This is a genomic window from Mesorhizobium sp. B2-4-18 (assembly GCF_006441385.1).
GTDB classification, from domain to species: domain Bacteria; phylum Pseudomonadota; class Alphaproteobacteria; order Rhizobiales; family Rhizobiaceae; genus Mesorhizobium; species Mesorhizobium australicum.
The window spans coordinates 668,447-694,350 of sequence record NZ_VFUW01000002.1; the positions used below are offsets into that span (position 1 = coordinate 668,447).

Here is a 25,904-nt window from a genome sequence, read left to right on the forward strand (position 1 = left end):
TGGATGGGTGGGATGATTCAAAACGGGACGTTCGTGGCGCATTACGGCTCGCCCTGTCCGATCGCTTCCTTGCGCTTGGCCACATAGGCCTCGAGCGCTTCGCGTACGGCGATGTCCATCACCGGCTCGACATAATCCTCCAGCGCCTTCTTCCACAGCCGCGTCGCGCGCGCGGTTGCGTCGAGGCCGCCGGCCTCCTGCCAGGCTTCGTAATTCTGCCAGTTGGAGAGCATCGGCTGGTAGAAGGCGGTGGCGTAGCGCTCCAGCGTGTGCGGCTCGCCGAAGAAATGGCCGCCGGTCGGCACCGCGCCCAGCGCCTCGACGGCAAGTTCGGCCTCATCGACCACGATCGGGCGCAAAAACTCCATCATGTGCTGGATCATCTCGACGTCGATGATGAATTTCTCGAACGAAGCCGTCAGCCCGCCCTCCTGCCAGCCGGCGGCGTGGTAGACGAGATTGCCATGGCCAAGCACCGCGCCCCACAACGCCATCAGCGTCTCATAGGCGCCTTGCGCGTCGGCGGCGTTGGAAGCCGAACCGGGCGTCGTCCGGTATGGCAGGCCATAGCGGCGCGCCAATTGACCCGAAGCGATGTTGGCCTTGGTGTTTTCAGGCGTGCCGAAGGCCGGCGCGCCCGACTTCATGTCGACATTGGAGGTGAAGGCGCCGTACATCACGGGCGCGCCTGGCCGCACCAGCTGCGTCAGCACGACGCCGAACAGCGCCTCGGCATTCTGCTGCGCCAGCGCCCCGGCCAGCGTCACCGGGCTCATCGCTCCCATCAACGTGAACGGTGTCACCGCCACCGACTGGCCGTACTCGGCCATGGTCATCAGCCCCTCGGCCATCATCTCGTCGAAGCGACGCGGCGAGTTGACCGAGATGATGGTGGCAATGCCGGGATCATCAGCCATCTGGGCCAGCGTCATCCCACGCGCGATCGCCATCATCTCGATGCCGTCCAGCGCCCTGCCCCGGCCGATCGCCGAGACATGAAAACTCTTGTCGGTCAGCGTCAGATTGGTGAAGTACGTATCGAGATGGCGTGAGTTGGCCGGCAGTTCGACCGGCGCGCAGACCTGGTTGCCAAGCATGTGGACGCAGTTGAAATGCTGCGCCAGCCTGGTCAGATCCGCATAGTCGCGCAGATTGCCGGCACGGCGGCCCCGCTCCATGTCATGCACATTGGGAGGACCGGCAACCAGCGTGAAATTGATGGTGTTGCCGCCGAGATGGATTGTGTTGGCCGGATTGCGTGGGGTCAGCGTATAGCCGGACCGCGTCGTCTTCAGCGCCTCGTCGATCATGCCGCGATCGACGCGCACATTGGCCGAAGCGTGATCGACCTTGGCGCCGGCCTTCTCGAACAGCGACAGCGCACGCGGGCTCATCACCTCGATGCCGAAATTCTCCAATATGTGCATCGACGCCTGATGGATCGCCTCGATCTGGTCTGGTGACAGCAAGGCCATCGGCGGATAGGGATTGATCACCCGCCTGGGCCGCAGCTGTGCGATGGGCGCTGGCCCCCGGTTGCTGGTACGCTCGGCGCCGCGCTTGCGTCTTGGTTCGGTCATGCCGGCATCAAAGCTTCGGTAAACCGCGCAAGCTGTCAGAAATGCGCCGTTTACGGGCGTGATTTTAGCCAAGGCGGCATATGCTCAGCACGACTTTATAAAAGGCGACAATTGGCGTCGGAATACAGCTATGGCATTTTCTCACCTGACCGTGCCGACGAGGCGTTAACAGCGGCAGCAAGATTCCCTTTATGATTTCGGCCTATTGCTCATCCAATGCGTAGGTCGAGTTTTAGTAAAATTGTAGCGGTTGGCGTGCTGCTGGCACTTTCGGCCTGCGCCACGGCACCCAGTCACATCAACAATGTCTGCGCCGTCTTCGATCAGAACGATGGCTGGTTCGACAATTGGCAGTCGGGTGCCGAGCGCGCCTCACAGAAATATGGCGTGCCGGTGCCGGTGCTGATGGCGACGGTGCGCAAGGAATCCGGCTTCAAGAGCAACGCCCGGCCGCCGCGCACCAAACTGCTCGGCTTCATTCCGTGGAAACATGTCTCCTCGGCCACCGGCTTCTCGCAGGCGCTGGACGGCACCTGGTCGCAATATCAGCGCGAAACCGGCAACTGGGCGGCGCGGCGCACGAGATTCGCCGACGCCGTCGACTTCGTCGGCTGGTATCATTCCAAGACAGCCGACACATACGGCGTCGCGCGCAACGACACCTACAACCTCTACCTCGCCTATTACCTGGGCTGGACCGCCTATGGCCGCGGCAATCGTGGCGATGCCGGCGTCCAGGGCTACGCACGGGCCACCGACAAGATGGCCCGCGACTATGCTGTTCAGCTGCAGCAATGCGGGAGCTGATGTCCTGTCCGCGCTAGTGCGGCTTTGTCGTGTCCTTCGGTTTTGAATCACCGGTTTCCGACACCTCGTCGCGGACTTCGTGGCGACGGGCCCGCGAAACGGCGTCCGCCTCCTCGGCGGCCTCCCCGATCGCGTCGGCCTCAGCACCCGCTAGCTTGCCATGTGGCCGCTTCGGCGGTTCGCCGGCAAAGCCCGGACCTTCGCCATGCGGCGCGTCGTCAGGCACGCCTTCATGGGCGGCATGTTCCTTGTCGAACTTGATCACCGGCTCCATGGTCTTGAGCACGTCGTCGGAGAGCCAGCACAGGCTCATATGGCCATCGCCGAGGTTCTTGACCGGCGGCACCTTGGTCTCGCACAGATTGTCAGGCACCAGCTTCTTGTAGCCGCAGCGTGTCTGGAACGGACAGCCGGACGGCGGGTTCATCGCCGAGGGGATGTCACCTTCCAGCACGATGTGCTTCTTGACCACGCTGGTGTCGGCAATCGGGATCGCCGAGAGCAGCGCCTCGGTATAGGGATGGTAGGGCGGCGCGAAGATCTGGTCTGTCGTGCCTTGCTCGACGATATAGCCGAGATACATGACGACGACGCGGTCAGCGATGTAGCGCACGACCGAGAGATCGTGGCTGATGAACAGCATCGTCGTCTTGTTCTTGCGCTGGATGTCCATCAGCAGTTCCGTCACCGCCGCCTGCACCGAGACATCGAGCGCCGAAACCGGCTCGTCGGCCACCACCACCTTGGCGTCGCCGGCGAAGGCTCGCGCCACGCCGATACGCTGCTTCTGGCCGCCGGAAAGCTGGCGCGGCTTGCGGGTTTCGAACGCCCGCGGCAGTTTCACCAGGTCGAGCAGTTCCAGCATGCGCTTGCGCCGGTCGGCAACGGTCTTGCCGACGTTGAATTTTTCCAGCGTCCGGATGATCTGCGACCCGACCGAATGGCTGGGGTTCAGCGTGTCGAACGGGTTCTGGAACACCATCTGGATCGACGACACGGTGTCGACGCTGCGCTTCTCGATGCCGGTCGACTGGATTTCCTTGTTGCCGAGCGTGACGCTGCCGGAGCTGGCGGTTTCCAGCCCGAGCAATACCTTGGCAAGCGTCGACTTTCCGCAGCCGGATTCGCCGACGATGGCCACGGTCTCGGATTCGCGTGCCATGAACGAGATCGTCTCGTTGGCCTTGACGACGCGGCCTTCGCTCGAGCCGAACACCTCGCTGCCGCCGACCTTGTAGTATTTCCGCAGGTCCTCGATCTTGAGTACTGGCGCACCGGGCACGACGCGCTCATTCACCTTCTTGGCGCCGGGCGGCAATGCCTCCCAATCGATCTCGTTGAAGCGCACGCAGCGCGAGAAATGGCCCTCGTGTCCGGCGACTTCGATCATCGGGATTTCGGCGGCGTTGCAGACGCCCTCGACGAAATGGTGGCAGCGCGGGCCGAAATTGCAGCCTTTAGGCCGTTCGTGCGGCAGTGGCAATTGCCCCGGGATCGAGATCAGCGGCCGCGAGTTCTTGTCGGCGCCAGGCAGCGGGATCGAACGGAACAGCCCCTGCGTATAGGGGTGGCGCATCCGGTCGAAGACGTCCTTGATCTTGCCGGTCTCGACTGCCTCGCCCGAATACATCACCGTGATGCGGTCGCAGGTTTCCAGGATGAGGCCGAGATTGTGCGACACGAAGATCATCGAGGTGCCGAACTTCTCGCCCAACCCCTTGACCAGATCGACAATGCCCGCTTCCACGGTTACGTCGAGCGCCGTCGTCGGCTCGTCGAGCAGAAGCAGCGCCGGCTTCGACAGCAGCGCCATGGCGATAACGATGCGCTGCTGCTGGCCGCCGGAAAGCTGGTGCGGATAGGAGCGCATCATGCGCTCGGGATCGGGAAGCTTGACCGAGCGCACCATTTCGAGCGCCCTGGAGTAGGCCTCTTTCGTCGACACCTTGTCGTGGATCAACGGCACTTCCATCAGCTGCTGGCCGATCTTCATCGCCGGATTGAGGCTGGCCATCGGCTCCTGGTAGATCATGGCGATCTTGTTGCCGCGGATGGCGCGCAGCTCCTCGTCGGAGAGCTCGCCCATGTCCTTGCCCTGGAACTTGATCTTGCCGCCAACGATCTTTCCGATGTTGGAGAGGTCGCGCATGATGCCGAGCGACACGGTCGACTTGCCGCAACCGGATTCGCCGACGATGCCCATCGCCTCACCCGGCATGACCGTGCAGGAAAAGTCCATGACGGCCGGTATCTCGCCCTTGCGGGTGAAGAAGGAGATCGAAAGGTTCTCGATCTCGATGATCGGCTGTGCCGGATTTCGAACTGCCTCGTTCATGGGTCGCTCCAATCCTTATTCTTGGCCAAGTGGGATCTGAGACCCCGCCGTCAATCCTTCATCGATTGCTCACGCAGTGAGTCGGCGAGCAGGTTGAGACCCAGCACGAACGACATCAACGCGATCGTCGGCGGCAGCGCCGGGTGAATAAAGGACCGCAGCAATCGGCTGGCATCCTTGATCGCCGTACCCCAGTCCGGGCTCTCGGGCGCAAGGCCCAGGCCGAAGTAACCCAGCGTGCCGAGCAGTATGGTGGTGTAGCCGATGCGCAGGCAGGCATCGACAATCAGCGGCCCGCGCGCATTGGGCAGGATCTCCCACAGCATGATGTACCAAGGCGATTCACCGCGCGTCTGCGCCGCCGCCACATAGTCGCGCGTCTTGATGTCCATCACCAGACCGCGCACGATGCGGAACACGCCAGGGCTGGAGGCGAACACCACCGCGACGAAGATATTGAGCTGGTTGGGATCGATGTGGACGATGTGCAGCGGATCCCTGTCGAAGACAAGGCCGAGGTAGATCCAGCCGCCGATGATCAGTGTCAGGCCGAGCAGGATATAAATCCGGTCGGGCCGGTTCTTGTAGCGTGTCCAGAACAGCACGCTGAAGAAAATGATCGGAAACAGAAAGAAGACGCCGGCCAGCGCATAGGGGATCGGCGTGTCCATGATGCCCGGCGTCACCAGCAGGTAGAACAAGAGGATCACCGGGAAGGCCAGCACGAGGTTGGCCAGGAACGACAGGATGGAATCGATCTTGCCGCCGTAGTAGCCGGCCGGCAGGCCAAGCGTGATGCCGACCATCAGCGCGAAACCGGTCGCGGCGGGTGCGATGATCAACACGATCTGGCTGCCATAGACCATGCGCGAGAACACGTCGCGGGCGAGCTTGTCGCCGCCGAAGAGGTAGACGAGCCCCGATTGCGGTTCGATGGCGCCCGGCAGCGTGTCCTTCATGATCGGGATCTGGCCGAGCGGATCGAAAGGCGAGATGGTCGAGGCGAAAATCGCCGTGAACAGCCAGAACAGGCAGATGAACACGCCCGCTATGCCGACGCCGCTGTCGAACAACTGGCCGTAGAGCGCCAGCTTCTTCTTGTAGAGAAAGCTCGCACCCATGACGATGGCGAGCGCGGCCCAGACCGGCCAGAAGCGCCAGAGCACTTCGAGGATGATGGTGGAGGCGCCGATATATTGAGCTTGCATGCGCCTTCTCCCTACTGAACGCGGATGCGCGGATTGAGGAATGCATAGCCGACGTCGGAAATGAGCTGGGTGATCAGCACGATGAACACGGAGACCAGCGAACAGCCGAGCAGAAGATCGATGTCGTTGTTGCCGGCGGCCTCGACCAGCGTGTAGCCGAAGCCCTGGTAGCGGAACATCACCTCGACGATGACGACGCCGGTGAGCAGCCAGGGGAACTGCAGCATGATGACGGTGAACGGTGCGATCAAGGCGTTGCGCAGCGCGTGCTTGACCACGACGCTCTTGAAGGAAAGCCCCTTCAGGCGTGCCGTGCGGATATATTGCTGCGTCATCACCTCGACCATCGAGGCGCGTGTCATGCGTGCGATATAGCCGATGCCGTAGATCGCCAGCGTGATCACCGGCAGGGTGAAATTGTAAAAGGTGATGCCCTGGCTCGCGGACGCGGCCGACCCGTTCAGCCAGCCAAGCCACGAAGCGAAGATGACGGTGAAGATGACACCCGACACATATTCAGGCGTCGCCGTCGAGGCGATCGAGGCGATCGACAGCACGCGATCGGTGCGCGACCCCTCCCGCATGCCGGCAAGGATGCCAACCAGCAGCGACACCGGCACCATTACGCCCAGCACGCAGAGCATCAGAATGCCGGTAGCGCCCAGCGCAGGGAACAGCTTGGCCGCGACCGTGGTCTTGAACTTGGTCGAGCAGCCGAAATCACCCTCGATCACGCCGGAGAATGTCGGCACGGCCGGGTCATTGCAGAAGGAGAAGCGCTGCGTGGTCTTTCCGGTCACCGGATCCGTGATCGGCTGCTTGGGCACGACGCCGAGCCACTGGCCATAGCGAACGAAGAAATTCTGGCGATAGCCGTGATTGACCAGCCAGCTTTCGAGTTGCTCCGCCGATGTGTGCATTTCGGTCTGGCTGATCGCCAGCTTTTTTAGATTGGGTTCGAGATTGACGAGGAAGAAGACGACCAGCGTCAGGCACAGCATCGTGAGCAGTATCGTGCCGATGCGTCTGATGATGAATGAGAACATTGTTCCCCCCTGCCGGCCGGGTTGGGGTCAGATATGGTCAACCCTGTGACGAAAACCCTGTAGCGTCCCGCCGCCGCTGCATCCAATGCAACGGCGACGATCCTGCGGATATGAGGGGCAGGCGCCCCTCATATCCATCAAGCAGCGGTCACGCCTGATCGAGCCAGACCTTGCCGAAATCGTGCTCGTAGGTGGGGTGCATCGAGTGGTTCTTCACCTCGGGCTTGATGTTGATGTAGAGCTTGCGCCAGTAAGGCTGAATGATGATGCCGGAATCTTGCAGCATCTGCTCGATGTCCTTCATCACCACCTTGCGCTTCTCCGCATCGGCGATGCCGAGCGCCTCGTTGACCTTCTTGTCGAAGTCCGGATTGGCATAGGCCGTCTCGTTCCAGGCTTCGCCCGAGCGGTAGGCGATGGCGATGACCTGGATGCCAAGCGGACGCATGTTCCAGTTGGTCTCCGAGAATGGATACTTCGTCCAGTCGTTCCAGAAGGTCGAGCTCGGCAGCACGGTGCGCTTCACCTTGATGCCGGCCTCGCGCAGCTGGGCCGCGATCGCGTCCGTGGTGTTCTTGTGGTAGTCCTCGTCGTTGCTGATCAGCTCGTGTTCGAAATCGATCACGCCGGCTTCCGTCAGCATCTGCTTGGCCTTGGCGACGTCGCGCTTGATCTTCGGCAGTTCGACATATTCCGGATGGATCGGCGCGACATGGTGGTTTTCGGCCGGCGTGCCGGCATTGCCGTAGCCGAGCTGCAGGACCACCGAATTGTCGACGGCCAGGCACATCGCCTGACGCACCTTCTGGTCGCCATAAGGCTTGGCGTTGACGTTGAAGCGCGACACCACGGTAGCCGCGGTCACCACTTCCGAAGGCGGCGCACCGACGTCCGCGATGATCTTGACGTAGTCGGCGGTCGTTTCGTGGTTGGTCTGCACTTCGCCCGATTCGAAGGCCGAAACGGTCGCGGCCGGATCGGTGCCGTAGTCGATGAACTCGACGCCGTCGAGGAAGGCTTCGCCCTGCCACCACTTGCCGGTCGTGCGGCGCTTGTAGACCACCTTCTGGCCGACATCATAGGAGACGAGCTCGAACGGACCAGTGCCGATCGGGCAGTTCTTGAAGTTGGCGCCCTTCTCGTCGAAGCTCTTGTGGACGACGAGGCCGGGATAGTCGCACAGGTTCGGGATGATGGCGATGTCGGGCTTCGACAGCTTCAGTTTGACGGTCATGTCGTCGACCTTGACGATCGACCCTTCGCGCAACTTCTTGGTCTTTTCGTCGACGAGGCTGCCGAGACGTCCAGGCATCGAGTTGCCTTCGGCTGATTTGTCGGCCCAGCGGGTGAAATTGTAGATCACGTCATCGGCGGTGAACTTGTCGCCATTGTTCCATTCGACGCCAGGCCGCACATGCAGCGTGTACTCGGTGGCGTCGTCGTTGATGTCCCAGCTTGCCAGCAGATATGGAGCGAATGTGTACTCCTTGGTGTATTTCACCAGCGGCTCGAGCGCCTGGCGCTCGGCGTTGGAAATCTCGGACCAGTCGGCGGTACGCGGATCCTTGGGATCCTTGACCGACATCGCCACTTTCAGCACGCCGCCCTTCTTGCCCTGGACGTCCTCGGCCTTGGCCGGGGTCGGAGCGGCAAGGCCGAGCAGGCCGTAGGCCATGGCGGTCGAGGCACCGAAGACGCTGGCGAGCGCGAGGAATTCGCGGCGATCGACTTTGCCCGACTTGGCTTCTTCGGCCATCGCCAGGATGTGATCCGGAACGCTGTCGCCGTTGCTCTTATAGATTGTCATGACTAACTCCCATTGTTGGCTTTCCGCCGATTAACATTCCGCATCCGGGCCATGATGTCAAAGACGGCATGGATTGGGAACATGTTAGCGAATGTGCAACTTTGGAAGGGGGGCAGTTCGCGTGATAGCGACAGTCTTGGCGCAAAATTGCTAGTGCGCCCAGATTTCGCCAAAATCTCTTCGGGCAATTAAATTGAGACATTCGCACTGGTTACGACAGCGCCAGTTGCGGCCAGGATGAAGGCCAGGCCCTCAATATTCCTTCTCGTAGAAGACGCCGCCCTTGGCTTCGCCGGCGTCCGTCGCCTCGCCGCGCAATTTGACGCCGCGCCCGACATTGAGATCGATGGTCGCCTTGCCGGAACCCGGCTTGTCGCCCTTCTGGATGGTCACATAGGTGCGGTCGTTCAGATACTTGCCGGCCGAGACCGCCGTGCCGCCCTTATCATCGGCGGTCACGTCGAGATCGTCGACGCCGATGGCGCTGCGCAGGTTTTCCAGAAGGGACGTCGAACCGCCGACGCCGGCCAATTGTCCGGCGGCCTCGGCCAGCTGTGCGATCTGCAGCGGCGACAGGTTCGACATCGACCGCCCGAAGATCAGCTGCGCCAGCACCTCGTCCTCCGGCAGCGCAGGCACCGAACTGAAGGTGAATTTGGGATTGGTCGCCTCGCCCGACACCACGATGGTGACGGTCGCGCCGGTCGTGGTCGTCGTCGCCGTCAGATTGAGGTAAGGCACCAGCGAACCCGAGAACCCGACCGTGCCTTCGGTGAAGGTCAGCCGCTTGCCAAGGATCGACAGCCGGCCGCGCTGCAAGGTGAAGGTGCCGACGGCTTGCGGCGACGAGGCCGCGCCGGTCAGCTTGAGCGAGCCACCGAATTCGGCGTCGACACCCCTGCCCTGGATGAAGATCTGGTTCGGCGCGTTGACCGTGACGTCGAGTGCAAGGCCGCTGCCACCGCTCTTGCCGCTGGTCGTCGCCGGGCGCAGCGCCTTGTCCTGCGCCCTGACCGGACCCGGCGCATTCTTGTGCTTGACGTCGAGCGCCGAGAGCGAGCCCGGCAATTTGTCCGGGACCGTGATGACGGTCTTGGCCAGGTTGACGGTGCCGGCAATCGCCGGTGCCGAAGTCAGCGGCCCCTTGATCGTCAGGTCGCCGCCAAGGTTGGCGGTCACCACGCGACCGTCCGTATAACGACCGTCCGTGAGCTTGATCGACAGGTCGGCCGGGAATCCTTGCGCCGGATTGATGCCGACCGTGCCACTGGCCGACAGGCTGCCGCGCGTCGACAGGGTTCCGGTCAACCGATTGACCCTGGCAACGCCATTGCCGACCGAGACATCGGCCGCGATATCGTTGATGGCAAGGCCCGAGCGTGCATCGACCAGCCGCGCGCCGGAGGTTTTGACGCTGCCGCCGATCACCGGAGATGTCGCCGGACCACGCACCTGGACATTGACGTTGGCGTTGCCGGTCAGCGACAAGCCCTGCGCGGCAAGTTTCTCGCTGAGAAGGCCGAATGGCACCGCACCGTTGAAGTCGAGCGCCAGCGCCGGAGTGCCCACCGTCGTCACCGTGCCGCCGCCCTTGAGCCCAAGGCCGGCCCCGTCGCTGATATTGGCGTTGAAGGCCAGCTTGTTGCCGGCAAAGGTGCCGGATGAGGAAACGCTCACCGCGCCGACGCCCGCGCCACGGGTCTGCGATGTCTGCACGCCGGCCGCGTCTATGTTGAAGGCAACCGCGGGGCTCGCCGGTGCGCCCGTCACCTTCACCGTGCCGGAAATGGAACCCGCGGCATCGAGCCCGGGCGAAAAACTGTTGGCGAGCGACATCGGCACGCGTGCCAGCACCGCATTGATGTCGAGCGCCTGCCCGACCTTGCCGGTCACCGTCGCGGTGCCGCCGCCAAGGTTGAGCACCAGCCTGTCCAACGTCGTCGTGCCATTGGCGATGCTGACGGTCGAGGCCTGGGCGATGGCCGCCTTGATGCCCTGGACGGTCGCCTGGCCTGAAGCAAGCTCGATGGTGGTCGTCCCGTTGGCTACCTTCACCCGGCCTGCCGCCTGCGCCGGAATGCCCTTGACCGTCGCTCCACCGGAAAAGCCGGTCCAGTCGCCATCGCGCTTCAAATCGACATTGATGCCGCTGATCACCGTACCGCCCGAGGTGACGGTGTCGGCGCGGATCTTGCCTGAAATCACGGGAGCGGCGAGATAATTGGCGATCAGCGCATCGACCGAGACGGCCTTCGCCTGCAGGTCGCCGCGTATGATCGAGTCGGTCGTCGCCTTGATGGCGACCTGCGGCGCCGCGCCATTCCTGGAGAAGGCGATCGTGCCGCGAACGTCGCCTTCGGCCTTTTCCAGTGCCAGTGCGGCAAGCGGCCCGATGTCGGGGAGGTCGAGCGAAATGATGCCTTCAGGCACGAACTTGTCGTCCAGCGCCAGATCGCCCGAGATTCGGTTCTTGCCCAGCGACAGCAGCAGGCCGTTGATGGCGCTCTTGCCGTTCGCCGTTGCCAGCACGGCACTCCCCTGCAGCGCCTGCCCGGCGACATTGCCGGTGAGTTGGACATTGGCCGCCGGATTGGCGGCATCGGCCTTGCCGGTAGCCGTGAGCTTCAATCCGGTGATCTCGCGCGATGCCACCGACAGTCTGTCGCTGTTGACGGTAAGCGACAGGTCGGGCGCCATGGCCGGCCCTTGCGCGCTCAGCGCGAAGGCGATGGCGCCCGTGGCATCCTTCGACAATGGCGAGATGTCGCTCAGCGCCCCCCTGATATCGGCGGTCACTTTGTTGTCGGCAAGGCTTGCCTGTCCGTCGGCGCTCAGCGCGCCGGAAGCCAGCTTCAATCCACCGATGTGGAGATTGCCGTTGGGTTCGCGCTTCAGCATGGCGCTTATCTGGGCGCGGTCGCCAAGCATGCCGCGCGCCGCCGCCGGCAAGGCCGACGATGGCGCATCCGCCTTCAGGTTGAGATCGATGGCACCGTCACGCAGCGATACCTGGCCGGCCACCTGGCTGCTCAGCGCATCGCTTTTCAGCGAGCCGCTGTCGATAGCCACAGTGTCGGCGCTCAGCCGGGCGCTGAGCGCGGCCGTGACCTTGCCGGCGATAAGCGGCGCGATCGTTGGATTGTCGAGCCCAACCTTGTCCACCGATACCGTTCCGGAAACCGGCCCGGCGCGATTCCGGAGATCGAATGCGTCCGAGTGCAGTGCCAAGGTCAGTCCGTCCACCTTCGCCGGGCTGGTAACGACCGAGGGCAGGATCACGGAAAGGTCCAGTCGGGCATGCGTGCTTTCGCCCGCGATTTTAGCCGATACTGATCGGACCTCGATCTTGACGGGGCTCTCGGCGCTGCCGACCGTCAGCGGCAGGCTGGGACCCGACGAGGTCAGATCTATCGCAAAATCGCTCGCCCCGTTCGGATTGATGGTGCCTGTGGCCTGCCCGGAGACCTTGTCGCCGGACAGGGTGGCATGGTCGAGGGCGACGCCGCCGGCGATCGTGTAGCTGCCGGCCGCATCGACGGCGAGCGGTCCGAGCCCTGCCTGGCGGGTCTGACTGGTCTCGGCACCGGCCAGTTTCGCGTTGAACCGGATATCGGGAGTTGCCGGCGCTCCGCTCACTTCAGCGATACCGTCAAGCGTTCCCGTGGCATCCAGGCCAGGCGAAAACGCATTGGCAAGCGCCGCCGGCAAGGCGGAGACCTGCGCCGCCAGATCGAGCGTCTCGCCAGCGCTGCCCGACAGCGCCACCTTGCCGCCGCCAATATCGAGCACCAGCTTCTCGATCTTGGCCGTACCGTCGGCGATGGTCAGAGCCGACGGTACGGCAATCACCGTCTTGATGCCACGAACGGTGGCGTCGCCCGAGGCGATTTCGACGCTGGTGGTGCCCTCGGCGATCTTCACCCGGCCGGCAGCGGTCGCAGGAATGCCCGCTATGGTCGCGCCACCAGTGAAATCGGTCCAGTCGCCGTCGCGCTTGAGGTCGACGCCGATGCTGCTGATTTCCGTGCTTCCCGAAGTGACCGCATCGGCCTTGATGGTGCCCGAGATCGCCGGCGCCTTGAGATAATTGGCGACGAGCGCATTGATGGCGATCGCTTTGGCCGTCACCTCGCCACGCGCGACCGAGGTGCTCTTGGCATCGATGGCAATGGACGGTGCATCGCCGTCCTTGGCGAACAGGATGGTGCCGTTGATGTCGCCGGTCACCGCCTGGCCGGCGAGCGCGGCCAACTGGTCGATGGCAGGTGCGGCGAGCGTCAGCGTGCCCAGGGGCATGAACTTGTCGTCGAGCGCCAGATCGCCCGAGACCTTGTTGTCGCCCAGCGACACCAGGAAGCCGTTGATCGAACGCTTGCCCTCGCTGGTCACCAGGGCCGCCTTGATGTCGAGCGGCTGGTCGTTGACGGCGCCGGTCAGCGAGACGTTTGCGGAAGGGCTCGTTATGTCGGCCTTGCCGCTCGCGCTCAGCTTGATGGCCTTCACCGTGCGGCCCGAAGCGGTCAGGCTGTCGCTGTTGGCGGTTACGGTGAAATCCGGCGCGGTCATCGCGCCGGTTGCCGACAGCGCGAAATCGACCCCGCCGGCAACCGGCACGCCGACCGTCGGCGACAACACCGAGACATCGCCCAATTTGCCCTTGATGTCGGCCTGGATGTCAGTGCCTTGCATGCTGGCCGTACCGCTGGCGCTGAGCGATCCTGAAGTGAGTTCGATGGAATTCGCGGCGAAAGATCCCTGCGGATCGCGCGATGCCGTGGCCGAGAACTTCACCCGCCCGCCGAGTACCGAGGCGATCTGCTGGGGAAACGCGGTCGCCACGGCATCGGCATTCATTTTGAGCTGCATCGACATGTCGGCGAGTGCCACTGTCGCCGTCAGCGAGGCATTGACCGCATCGGAGCGCAGCGTACCCTGATCGATGGCAATAACGGCGTCCTTGCTGATCGAACCGGCCAGATCGACATTGACCTTGCCGGTGATCAGCGGCGCCAACGTCGCGACGTCGGTGTTCAGGCCGGCCGCCTCCAGCTTGACGGCAACCGGGCCGGCGCGGTTCTGGATATCGAAACCATCGGAATGGATTTGCGCCGCCAGATCGTCCAGCCGCGTGCCGCCGGCGACGATCGAAACGAAGGAGGCGCCGATATCGACGATCGGCGCCTTGCCATCGCCGAAGGCGCGCGCTGTGGCGTTCTTGATCGCGAGCGTGATCGGCTGCGCCTTGCTGCCGACGCTGATCACCACGGGCGCGCCCTTGGCAGCGAGTTCGACCGACAGGTCGCTGGCGCCGGCAGGATCGGCAATGCCGGACGCGGTGCCGTGCACCGCATCGCTCTCGATGCTGGCCCGGTCGATGCTGATGCCGCCCGCCGACGTGGCGGTGCCCGAGACATCGAAGCTGGTCTTGCCGGCAAACAGGGGCTTCAGATTTTCCGGCAGGAAGCGCGCAAAATCGCCGTCGCCCTTAGCTTCGACATGATTGCCCTTGTCGGTGAGCTGGTGACGGCCGGTGAGCTGGGTGACGATCCGATGGTCGACGAGGAAGGTGCCGACACCGCTCCAGTTGGCAAGCGGCCCACTGCCCGAAACCACGATATCGACTGGTGGTGCATCGGGCAGCTTGAGCAGGTTGGCAATGATGCCGCCGGCCGGCTCCGACGCCTTGAGGTCGAGGTCCAGCTTGTTATCGGCGGGTGCGAAATGGATCTTGGCGTCGACATTGCCCTGTTTGCCGTCGTGACGGGTGACATTGAGCACCGTCTGGACCGCCAGTGGCGCGGCATCGGCCTTGAGCATTCCCTTGGCCGCGAGCTCGGCGATGCCGCTGCCGGCCAGTTGCTGGCCAAGCGCGATTTCCGGCAGCTCGATCTGCTTGATGTCGATGGAGACCGGCAGCGTCGTCGTGCCGCTCTGCGCGGGCGGCTGCGTACCGGCCACCGGCAGGCGTGCCAGTTCGACGCGATCGGCGGCGATGCGATCGGCGCTGAAGCTTTTGGACAGAAGTGCCGTCGGCGACCAGTCGACGGCCACCTTGCGCGCCACCAGCCAGGCGCCCTCACGGTCCTCAAGCACGACATGGTCGACGCTGAGATTACCCGACCAGATGCCGTTGATGCCGCTGACGGTGACCTTGCGGTCGTCGCTTGAAGCCAGCCGCGAAATGATGCCGGCGAGGTTGTCGCGCCCGCGCTCGGTCTTGGTCAGCACGACCAGCGCGCCGATCGCACCCGCGACCACGATCAGCAGCGTGTAAAGGACAATGCGAAGGATGCGCCAGACCGTTTTCATCGTCAGAACGCCTGTCCGATGCCGGCATAGATGCCGAAATGCGGATCACCTGGGTCGCGGTTGAGCGGCACGGCCGCATCGATGCGCAGCGGCCCAAACGGCGTGACGTAGCGCAGGCCGACACCGGCGCCGACCTTGACGTCGGAGAAGTTGGGAACCGACTTGGTCGACACGGTGCCGGCATCGACGAACGGCACGATGCCGATCGTGTCGGTGACGGCGATGCGCATCTCGACCGAAGTCTCGAAGAAGGACAGGCCGCCGATCGGCTGGCCGGTGAAGTCCTTCGGGCCGATGCCCTGATAGGCATAGCCGCGCACCGAGCCGCCGCCGCCGGAATAAAAACGCCGGTCGGCCGGGACGTTCTGCAGCCCGGTACCGACGATCGAGCCTACGGCGACCCGTTCGGCCAGCACGAATTTCGAGGCCGTGTCCAGCGACTGATAGGCCGACCCTTCGCCCTTCAGCTTGAGGAAGGCCGCACCGCTCAAAATGTCGTAGCTCGGCTCGGCATAGGCCAGCAAACGGAAGCCGGTGGTCGGATTGAGCCGGTTGTCTCTGTTGTCATAGACATATTGCAGCGGAATGCTGGCGATCAGGTATTTGTGCTTGCCGAAGGCGTCATGAATGCGCGAATAATCGAGCGCGACCTCGGCTGACACGGTCTGCTTCTTGTCGAGTTCATAGGACAGACCGGTGCTGCCCTTGACCGAGAAATGGTCGTAGGCGTCGGGATGTTCCAGCACCGTCTTGACGCTGGCGAAAAACTTCGACGCCGGCCCGATGACGCCGGGTTTCTCGAACATGATGCCGGCGTTGTAGTTCAGTTCGGACAGATTGTTGCTGCCGATGCCGCTGATGGCACCGTCGATGCGCAGCTTTTCGGCACGGCCAAACAGGTTGCGATGGCCCCAGTAGCCCTCCAGGCCAAGCCCCTCGGTATTCGAGAAGGTGCCGCCCAGCCCGAAATAACGCGGCTTGCGCTCGCTGACCTGGACGCCGATCGGGATGTTGCCGTCGGCGTCGAGCCTGTCGGCTTCCTTGAAGGTGACACTGTTGAACACCTCGAGCGCCAGCAGCCTGTCGCGCGCGTCGCTGATTTCCTGCGGCGAGTACTGCTTGCCGCGCTTCAGCCCAGTCATGTATTCGGTGAAGTCGCGGTCGACCTTCTCGGTGCCTTCCACGGTGGTCGCGCCATAGCCGGCTACCGGCCCGGCCGCGACCGTCAGCGTCACGTCGAGCGTCGAGGTGGCATGGTCGGCGACGATCTGCCGGTCGGTCACCTTGGCCAGCGGCCTGCCCTGCTCCTTCAGCGTCCGCACGATCAGCGCCTCGGCCTTGAGCACAGCGCCCGATCCGGCGTCGCCGCCTGCTATCAGCCCATAATCGGCGCTCATCAGCCCCGCCGCGTCGCCTTCCAGCCTGATGTTGCCGAGCGTGAATTTGGGGCCGGCCGAGATGGCGATCGCCACCGGAATGGGCTGCGGCCCCTTGAATTCGGCGTCCGGCGGCAATTCGTCGAGCGGCTTGCCGTCGATGGTGAGGGTGACGACGCCTTCATAACGGGCATCGGCATAAAGGGCGGCGACCAGCTGTTCACGGTCGCTGCGTGCCTTGGCCATCAGCCCGAGCGAGCCCGAAACCGGCCGGTCCTCGTCGCCTTTCAGCGCCGAGGCGTTTTCGAGCTTCTTGACCAGGTCCTTGTCGGCATCGGGCGCGGAGATGGTCACCGCATAGCGCAGGGGATCGACAATGTCGGCGTCCTCGTCGCTGGACGATCCCCACAGCTTGATGCCGAAAAGCTCGAACGCGGCCGCGGGCCTCGATTCGCAAAGCAGCGCCATCGAGCACATCATGGCCAAAAGCAGGGCGCGCGGAAGCACGCGCCCTGGCGCGATCGCTCCTGACATCTGCTCTTCATGCGCCGGCATTAAGACAACCTAGTTCGTAAAACTAAAATTGGAATGAAGTTCTGAAGCGCTCGTAAAGGGGCCACAATCCAATTGTCTGAAATAGGACGGGCTTGGAATTCACACCTTCTGCGTTTCCGCAAGAAAGCGTGATCCCCTTTCCCATGGAGGTTACTGTCCGCATACCGGTCCTTGGCCGGAAAATAAACCGTTGGCAGGCGGCACCTGCCGCGTTCGCGCGTTGACAAGCCCGACTGAAGCTTGATCATGCCCGGACGTCTGCAATTGTCTGGAGGGTGTAATGGCAATGCGCGCGGCTCGTGGTCTGTCGATTCTCGTCCTTTTCTTCCTTGCCTGGGGTAGCGTCGCGCAAGCGGCCGAGGCCCGGCGGATCGCGACGACGGACAATTCCGATTATTTCGGCTTCGATCTCCGGTCCGACCAGAACGTCACGCTAGACCAGTGCAAGACGACATGCCTCGGCGATCCGGCCTGCCGCGCTTTCACCTACAACACCAAGGCAAAATGGTGCTTTCTCAAATCCGACTATAATCAGTTGAAATCCTTCACCGGCGCGGTCGCCGGCAAGGTCGTCAACATGGACGGCGATCCCGATATCGGCGCCCCGCCAGAACTCGCCTTCTTCCCCAACTGGATGGCCGACCAGGCCCAGCAATACCGCAGCAAGCTGCTCGGCCCGGCCTTCGACAAGCCGACAGAGGGCATGGCGGCGCTGACCAATGCCGCCGAACAGGCCGTGTTGACCGGCGACCATCGCTCCGCCATGCAGAAATACGAGGCCGCGGTCTCGGTCATGCCTGACGATGGCCAGCTCTGGCTCAAGCTGGCGCGCGAAACGCTGGCCGTGCAGCCTGCCGCCAACACCTCCGAAGCCTCGACTTTGCCGGCAAACGGCACGTCGGCCGCCTTCAACGCCTATAAGCTGCTGCGCACCACCAAGACGCGCGCCGAAGTGCTGGCGCTGCTCGGCAACGGTCTCGACAAGCGCGATCTCTACCGGCCGGCGCTGCAGGCCTATGAGGCCAGCCTTGCGCTGGAAAGCTCGCCCGCGGTCCAGGCCGACTATGCCGATCTGAAAGCCCGCAAAGGATTCCGCGTTGTCGATCACAGCATCGATGCCGACACCAGCGCGCCGCGCATCTGCGCGCAATTCTCCGAGGAACTGGTCAAGACCGGCGTCGACTACGCGCAGTTCGTCACCGTCGACAACGCGCCGCCCAAGGGCGTCGAGGCCAAGGACAAGCAGATCTGCGTCGAGGGCCTGGAGCATGGCCAGCATTACGACGTCACCTTCCGCGCCGGCCTGCCGGCGGCGATCGGCGAAGTGACCGCCGCCCCCGTGGTGCTGTCGATCTACGTACAGGACCGCGCGCCGTCCGCCCGCTTCACCGGCGACAGCTTCGTGCTGCCGGCCGGCGCGCGCCGCGGCATCCCGGTCGTCACCGTCAACATGAACGCCGCCGAAATGAAGCTCTACCGCATCGGCGACCGTTCGCTGGCGCAGCTTCTGTCGGGCTACCAGTTCCTGCACCAGCTCGACGGCTATGACATCTCCAACATTTCCGAGCAGATGGGCGCACCGGTCTGGCAGGGCCAACTCGACATCGGCAACGACCTTAACAAGGAAGTCACCACCTCCTTCCCGGTCGACGAAGCGCTGCCGCAGCGCAAGCCCGGCGTCTATGTGCTGACCGCGCAGCCCGTCAACGACAAGAGCGACGACTACGGTTCGCTGGCCACGCAGTGGTTCGTCGTTTCCGACATCGGCCTGTCGACCTATACCGGCCAGGACGGGCTCAATGTCTTTGCCCGTTCGCTGGGCAGCGCCAAGCCGATTGCCGGCGCCGAACTGACGCTGGTTGCCAGGAACAACGAGGTTCTCGGCACCGCGACGTCGGATGCCGACGGCCACGCCGTCTTCAACCCCGGCCTGACGCGCGGTGACGGCGGCATGGTGCCGGCCGTGCTGATGGCCAAGCAGGGCGATAATGATTTCGTCTTCCTCGACATGGCCAAGGCCGGCTTCGACCTGTCCGACCGTGGCGTCACCGGACGCGCGGCACCAGGCGCGCTCGACGTCTATGCCTGGACCGAGCGCGGCATCTACCGCGCCGGCGAGGACGTCCATGTCGCCGCCCTTGCCCGCGATGGTGCGAGCAAGGCGGTCGAGAACCTGCCGCTGACCTTCATCTTCTCGCGCCCCGATGGCGTCGAGGACCGCCGCATCGTCAGTGACGGCGCCTCGGCCGGCGGCCATGCCGTCGACCTGCCGCTCGAACCCAACGCCATGCGCGGCACATGGTCGGTGTCGATCCACACCGATCCCAAGCAGCCGGCGGTGGCCAGCCAGATGTTCCTGGTCGAGGACTTCGTGCCGGATCGCATCGAATTCGACATGAAAGCCGACAAGCAGGAGATTGCGCGGGGCGAAACCGCCAACATCGACATCGACGGCCGCTTCCTCTATGGCGCGCCGGCGGCGGGCCTTGCGCTGGAAGGGGAGTTGACGCTGTCGACCTCTCGTGACTGGGACCGCTTTCCCAACTTTTCCTTCGGCCTCGCCGACGAGCAGTCGGCGGAGCCGACGGTCACGCCGCTCACCGACCTCCCGGTGGTCGGCGATGACGGCAAGGCGACCTTCCCTGTTACCGTCGACCAGTTGCCCTCGACCACCAAGTTGGTCGACGGCAAGGTGACGGTGCGCATGCGCGAAACCGGCGGCCGCGCCATCGAGCGCTCGCTCAACATCGGCATCCGCCCGCAAGGCCATATGATCGGCATCCGACCGGACTTCGCCGATGGCGAAGTGCCGCAGGGCGGCACCGCCAAGTTCAGCCTGATCGCCGTCGATCCCAACGGCAAGCGCGAGGCGCTGAAAGGCGCGCAATGGACACTGGTCAAGGTCGAACGCAATTACCAGTGGTACCGCTCCAACAACTCCTGGAACTACGAGCCGGTCTCCTTCACCAAGTCGATTTCCAACGGCCAGGTCGACCTCGGCGCCGACGGCGACGCAACCGTCTCCGTGCCGGTCGATTGGGGCCAGTACCGGCTCGAGGTCGAGACATCCGATCCCGAGGGGCCGGCGACCAGCTACGAGTTCGACGCCGGCTGGTATGTCGCCTCGACGACCACCGAAACGCCTGATGGCCTTGAGATCGCCCTCGACAAGGACAATTATGCCGCGGGCGAAGTGGCGAAGCTGAAAATCTCGCCGCATTTTGCCGGCGAACTTCTGATCAACATCGGTTCCGACAAGCTGTTGAAGACCATCACGGCGACCGTACCGGCAGGCGGCGGCACCGTCGATATCCCCGTCGGTGACGATTGGGGTGCCGGCGCCTATGTCACGGCAACCCTGTTCCGGCCGGGCGATGCGCAGGAAACGCGCATGCCGGCCCGCGCCATCGGCGTGAAATGGCTGACGGTCGATCCGGCCGCCAAGAAGCTTGCCATCACGCTGACGCCGCCCGACAAGACCGTGCCGCGCCAGCAGCTGTCGATCCCGGTTTCAGTGGCCGGCGTGCAGCCGGGCACGAACGCCTATGTCATGGTTGCCGCCGTCGATGTCGGCATCCTCAACCTGACCAACTACAAGGCGCCGGATCCGGAGAACTGGTTCTTCGGCCAGCGCATGCTGGGCATGGAGATCCGCGACATCTACGGCCGCCTGATCGATGGCTCGCTGGGCACCACCGGCAAGCTCCGGACCGGCGGCGACGGCGCCAATATGCAGGCGCAGGGCAGCCCGCCCACCGAAAAGCTGGTTGCCTTCTTCTCCGGCATTGTCCAGCTCGATGCCGACGGCAAGGCGCGGATCGACTTCGATATCCCGCAGTTCAACGGCACCGTGCGCGTCATGGCCGTCGCCTGGACCAAGGAAGCGGTCGGCCATGCCCAGGCGGACGTGATCGTGCGCGATCCCATAGTGATTACCGCCGGCCTGCCGCGCTTCCTGGCGCCTGGCGACAACGCCGTCATGCGCCTCGACGTGGCCGACACCGACGGCCCGGCCGGCGACTACGCGCTGTCGATCGATACGACGGGCGACCTGTCGACCGGCGACAAGTCCCTGCCTCAGAAGCTGACGCTCGCCCAGGGCAAGCGCCAGACGCTGACCGTGCCGCTGATCGCCAGCACGGCGGGCAATGCCTCGCTCACCATCAAGCTGGCGCACGCCGACGGCACCAAGGTCGAGCAGACGCTCTATGTGCCGGTGCGCCCGGCGCAATTGCCGGTCACCACGCGCCTTGTGGTCGACCTCAAGGGCAATGGCGGCGCGCTGCGCGTCGACAAGGAACTCTTGGCGGCCAGCCTGCTCGACGGCGCTTCGGTCAGTGTCGGCGTTTCGCAGGCGGCAGCCTTCGACGTGCCCTCGCTGCTGATGACGCTTGATCGCTACCCCTATGGCTGCGCCGAGCAGACCACCAGCCGCGCCATGCCGCTTCTCTATGTCAACGAGATGGCATCCGGCGTCGGCATGGAAAGCGACCCTGACCTGCACGGCCGCGTCCAGGACGCGATCTACAAGGTCCTGAGCTACCAGTCATCGAGCGGCAGCTTCGGCCTGTGGGGCCCGGGCTCCGGCGACCTGTGGCTCGACGCCTATGTCAGCGAATTCCTGACCAGGGCGCGGGAGCAGAAATACGACGTGCCGGCTCTGGCGATGAACCAGGCCCTCAACAACCTGCAGAACTCGCTCGGCTACGATCAGAGCGTACAGGACCGCGGCAGCGAGGTCGCCTACGCCCTCTATGTGCTCGCCCGCAACAAAAAGGCCTCGATCGGCGATCTGCGCTATTACGCCGACACCCAGCTCGAAGCCTTCTCGAGCCCGATGGCCGTTGCCCAACTGGCGGCGAGCCTGGCGCTCTACGGCGACACGCAGCGTTCGGAGGCGACGTTCAAGACCGCGCTGCAACTCGCCAAGTCGAGCACGGACTACGACTGGTACCGCTCCGACTACGGTTCGGCGCTGCGTGACGGCGCGGCGATGCTGTCGCTGGCGGTGGAATCGAAGCCGGTATCGACCATCGTGCCCGAGCTGATCAAACTGGTGACCAGGGAACGCGCCGAAGCCCGCTGGACCAGCACCCAGGACGATTCCTGGATGCTGCTGGCGGCGCGCGCGCTGAAGGAGGGCAACGACTCCATCGCGCTCACCGTCAATGGCGCGCCGCATTCCGGCGGCTATTCCAACCAGGTCAACGGCTCCGAACTGGTCGACAGCCCGCTCGAAATCGCCAACACCGGCAAGACCCCGCTGCAGGCCGTCGTCACCACCGTGGCGTCGCCGATCCAGCCCTTGCCGGCCGGCGGTGACGGCTTCACCATCAGCCGCACCTACTACAAGCTCGACGGCACTGAAGCCAATGTGACCGAGGCAACCCAGAACGAACGCTATGTCGTCGTGCTCAAGGTCACCGAGCAGAACAGCTGGCCGTCGCGCCTGCTGGTCACCGACCTGTTGCCGGCCGGCTTCGAGATCGACAATCCAGGCCTGGTCTCCAGCGCCCAGTTGACGAACTTCTCCTGGCTGGCACAGACCGACGCCGCGCATCTGGAATTCCGCGACGATCGCTTCGTTGCGGCATTCAACCCGGCCGATGGCGACCACGACCACAATCTGACGCTTGCCTATGTCGTGCGCGCCGTGACGCCGGGCACCTATGCCCATCCGGCGGCAACGGTGGAGGACATGTACCGGCCGCAATATTCGGCCCGTACAGCTACCGGCATGATGGAGATCAAGGCACCGTAAGGTGCCTTGGCGGAAATGAACGTGAGGTTCGCGCCGCCCCTCATTGCCCTGCCGGGCATTTCTCCCCGTATAGAGACGGGGAGAAAGAAGCCTGCACCAAAGCTTTCGCCAGCTTTAAACGTCGCAGGAAAGGCGCCAATGCATGCCACAGCTCCCTTCTCCCCGTCACTAAACGGGGAGAAGGTGGCGGCAGCCGGATGAGGGGCGGCACCATGCTTTCCAAGAAACTCCTCCGTCGCGCTGCCATCGCAGTTGCCTCCCTTGCCGCCTTCTTCACGATTGCCGCCGCCGCCCTCTGGCAACTCGACCGCGCCTTCCCGCCCCCGCTTCCTGAAAGGCTCACCGTCTCCACGGAAGTCCAGGACCGCGACGGCCAGCTGTTGCGCGCCTTTGCCACACCGGACGGCTACTGGCGGCTGGAAACCCGGCTCGACCAGATCGACAAGCAGTTCGTCGACATGCTGGTCACCTATGAGGACAAGCGCTTCTGGGACCATGAGGGGATCGACGTGCTGGCGCTGGCGCGCGCCGCCGGCCAGTTCGCAACCAGCGGCCACATCGTCTCCGGCGGCTCGACCCTGTCGATGCAGCTTGCCCGCCTGATCGAGCCACGCGAGAGCCGCAGCCTCGGCTCCAAGATCAAGCAGATGCTGCGCGCCGTCCAGATCGAGCGGCGGTTGTCGAAGCGCGAGATCCTCGAACGCTATCTCACACTGGCGCCCTATGGCGGCAATCTGGAGGGCGTGCGCGCCGCTTCGCTCGCCTATTTCGGCAAGGAGCCAAATCGGCTCACCGTTTCCGAAGCCGCGCTTCTGGTGGCCCTCCCGCAACTGCCGGAAAAACGCCGCCCTGACCGCAACCTGCAGATCGCCCACGCAGCTCGCGACCGTGTGCTCACCCGCATGGTCTCATCAGGCCTGATCGGCGAACGCGAGGCGGCACGCGCGGCGCTTGACGATGTGTTGGGCCTGCGCCGGCGCTTGCCGGCGCTCGCCCCGCATGCCTCTTACGCGATGCTGCCCAAGGCCGTCCCCGGCCAGCCGCTCAAGCTGACGATTCGCAAAAGCGTCCAGCAGGGACTGGAGCAGGTGGCCCGCGACGCCGCCACCAGGCTCGGGCCGCGTCTGTCGGTCGCCATGGTCCTGGCCGATGCCCGCACCGGCGACATTCTGGGCGAAGTCGGCTCGGCCAATTTCTTCGATTCCAGCCGTTCCGGCTGGATCGACATGACCAAGGTCGTGCGCTCGCCCGGCTCGACGCTGAAGCCGTTCATCTATGGCCTCGCCTTCGAACAGGGACTGGTGGCGCAGGAGACGCTGATCGAGGACAGCCCGGTCGATTTCAGCGGCTACAGACCCAAGAATTTCGACATGGGCTATCAGGGCGATGTCTCGATCCGCCAGGCGTTGCAATTGTCGCTCAACGTGCCGGCGATCCGGGTGCTCGACGCGGTCGGTCCGGCGCGGCTGACGGCACGCTTCCGCCAGGCGGGCGTCAACCCGATCCTGCCGGTCAATGAGGCGCCGGGGCTGGCCATCGGGCTTGGTGGCGTCGGCGTCACGCTGCGCGACCTCGTCCAGCTCTATACCGGGCTCGCCAATGGCGGCAAGACGCACTCGCTGCGCGACGGCACCGAACCGGCCAATGCCGTGAGTTCGACCACCACCATCCTCAGCGACCAGGCCAATTGGCAGATCATCGACATCCTCTCCGGAGTAAAACCGCCGGAAGGTGCCTTGCAGCGCGGCATCGCCTACAAGACCGGAACCTCCTACGGCTACCGCGACGCCTGGTCGGTGGGCTTCGATGGCCGCTATGTGCTGGGCGTCTGGGTCGGCAGGCCCGATGCCGGCGCGGTGCCGGGCCTCTCCGGCTATGTCTCGGCCGCCCCGATCCTGTTCGAAGGCTTTGTCCGCTCCGGCCTCGCCACCGTACCGCTGCCAGGCAAACCGCCCGGTGCCTTCACACCCAAGCGCGAGGACCTGCCTGTGACGCTTGCCCGCTTCGGCGCCGGCGCGGATGGCCTGGTGCAGGCGACGCCGACCGAACCGGCACCGAGCATCATCTTCCCGCCGGACGGCGCCCGCGTCGATCTCGCCATCAACTCGGCCGACGCCTCGCCGCTGGTGCTGAAATTGCAGGGCGGCCGCGCCCCGTTCCGCTGGCTGGCCAATGGCAAGCCCCTCATCGGCCTCGACCGCCGCCGCACCGCGACCTGGCTGCCCGACGGCGCGGGCTATTCGACGCTCACCGTCATCGACGCCGCAGGACGGGCTGCCAGTGTGAAGGTCTTCGTCCAGTGAAAGCGATCCTTGAATAGAATGCGCCAGGCGATTCAGCGCATTGGCTTTTGTGCGCTGATGATTGCCGGCTCGGCCCTGCCGGTGCGTGCCGATCCCCTCCCCGCGGGTTTCGTTCGCCTCGCCGATGTCGCCCCATCGATCCGCCAGGACATTCGCTACGCCAACGCCGACAATTTTCTGCACCGCAAGGTGAATGGCTATGACGCGCCGGTCTGCATTTTGACCCGGGAGGCCGCCGAGGCACTTTCCAGAGTCCAGCGGGCGATCGCCACCAGAGGCCTGACGCTGGTCGTCTTCGACTGCTATCGCCCTGCCCGCGCCGTTGCCGACATGGGTGAATGGACGGCCGCGGGTGGACCGCCGGACCCGCAATGGTATCCGAAGGTCAAGCGTGGCGATCTCATCGCCAAGGGCTATGTCGGCGAACTGTCCAGTCATTCGCGCGGCTCGACCGTCGATGTTGCCATCGCGCCTGTCGACAGTACGCCCGTGCCGAAACCGGCCTGCGGCGCGATCGATGCCGACACCCTCGATTTCGGCACCGGCTTCGATTGTTTCGACCCGATGAGCGAGACCGCGCGTCGCACGCTCGGCGCCAAAGCTGCGGCAAACCGAAAGCTGCTCGTCGATGCCATGCGTGCTGGCAGGTTCAAGAACTACGCGCGCGAATGGTGGCATTTTGCGCTGGCCCGGGAGCCGTTTCGAAAGCAGCGCTTCGATTTCCCGGTGACCGCCGAGTAACTTGCCCAACCAGCCTTGCCCAACCAGCCTTGCCCAACCAGCCTTGCCCGGCAACCGCGCATCCCTAGATAGGCCG

Annotated in this window: 11 protein-coding genes; 4 read left to right on the top strand and 7 right to left on the bottom strand. The window is 64.2% G+C overall.

The genetic code is table 11. The features are described from left to right. Positions 1-41: 41 nt before the first annotated feature. Positions 42-1,580 carry a trimethylamine methyltransferase family protein gene (locus FJ527_RS06785; RefSeq protein ID WP_140822323.1) on the bottom strand — a complete coding sequence of 513 codons (1,539 nt, stop codon included), beginning with the start codon at positions 1,578-1,580 and terminating at the stop codon, positions 42-44. Positions 1,581-1,796: 216 nt separating this feature from the next. Here FJ527_RS06785 and FJ527_RS06790 point away from each other — a divergent pair, with 216 nt between their 5' ends. After that, the gene (locus tag FJ527_RS06790; protein ID WP_015317138.1) at positions 1,797-2,387 is read left to right on the top strand and encodes a transglycosylase SLT domain-containing protein; all 591 of its coding nucleotides are present in this window, start codon (positions 1,797-1,799) and stop codon (positions 2,385-2,387) included. Positions 2,388-2,400: 13 nt separating this feature from the next. Here the strand turns inward: FJ527_RS06790 and FJ527_RS06795 are convergent, their stop codons facing one another. The 6 genes from FJ527_RS06795 to FJ527_RS06820 all read right to left on the bottom strand — a co-directional run bounded on the left by FJ527_RS06795 (position 2,401) and on the right by FJ527_RS06820 (position 17,023). Beyond that, complete coding sequence (locus FJ527_RS06795) at positions 2,401-4,722, bottom strand: ABC transporter ATP-binding protein (RefSeq protein ID WP_140822325.1); 2,322 nt, start codon at positions 4,720-4,722, stop codon at positions 2,401-2,403. A 50-nt stretch (positions 4,723-4,772) separates the two neighbouring features. Continuing rightward, entirely contained in the window at positions 4,773-5,930 is a 1,158-nt protein-coding gene (locus FJ527_RS06800) for an ABC transporter permease (RefSeq protein ID WP_015317136.1), read from the bottom strand. A gap of 11 nt (positions 5,931-5,941) precedes the next feature. After that, on the bottom strand, positions 5,942-6,976 hold the full coding sequence (locus tag FJ527_RS06805) for an ABC transporter permease (protein WP_140822327.1): 1,035 nt from the start codon (positions 6,974-6,976) through the stop codon (positions 5,942-5,944). 148 nt (positions 6,977-7,124) lie between these two features. Then, positions 7,125-8,783 (bottom strand): ABC transporter substrate-binding protein, encoded by a 1,659-nt coding sequence (locus FJ527_RS06810; protein WP_015317134.1) that lies wholly within the window; start codon positions 8,781-8,783, stop codon positions 7,125-7,127. A 252-nt stretch (positions 8,784-9,035) separates the two neighbouring features. Further along, positions 9,036-15,092 (bottom strand): translocation/assembly module TamB domain-containing protein, encoded by a 6,057-nt coding sequence (locus FJ527_RS06815; RefSeq protein WP_140822328.1) that lies wholly within the window; start codon positions 15,090-15,092, stop codon positions 9,036-9,038. A gap of 2 nt (positions 15,093-15,094) precedes the next feature. Beyond that, positions 15,095-17,023: an autotransporter assembly complex family protein gene (locus FJ527_RS06820; RefSeq protein ID WP_140822330.1), complete on the bottom strand. Its 1,929-nt coding sequence runs from the start codon at positions 17,021-17,023 to the stop codon at positions 15,095-15,097. A gap of 280 nt (positions 17,024-17,303) precedes the next feature. Here FJ527_RS06820 and FJ527_RS06825 point away from each other — a divergent pair, with 280 nt between their 5' ends. The 3 genes from FJ527_RS06825 (at position 17,304) to FJ527_RS06840 (ending at position 25,828) form a co-directional block, all read left to right on the top strand. Then, complete coding sequence (locus FJ527_RS06825) at positions 17,304-22,784, top strand: alpha-2-macroglobulin family protein (protein WP_140822332.1); 5,481 nt, start codon at positions 17,304-17,306, stop codon at positions 22,782-22,784. 212 nt (positions 22,785-22,996) lie between these two features. Then, complete coding sequence (gene pbpC / locus FJ527_RS06835) at positions 22,997-25,087, top strand: penicillin-binding protein 1C (protein WP_246677689.1); 2,091 nt, start codon at positions 22,997-22,999, stop codon at positions 25,085-25,087. Positions 25,088-25,105: 18 nt separating this feature from the next. Further along, the gene (locus tag FJ527_RS06840; protein ID WP_140822336.1) at positions 25,106-25,828 is read left to right on the top strand and encodes a M15 family metallopeptidase; all 723 of its coding nucleotides are present in this window, start codon (positions 25,106-25,108) and stop codon (positions 25,826-25,828) included. Positions 25,829-25,904: the final 76 nt, after the last annotated feature.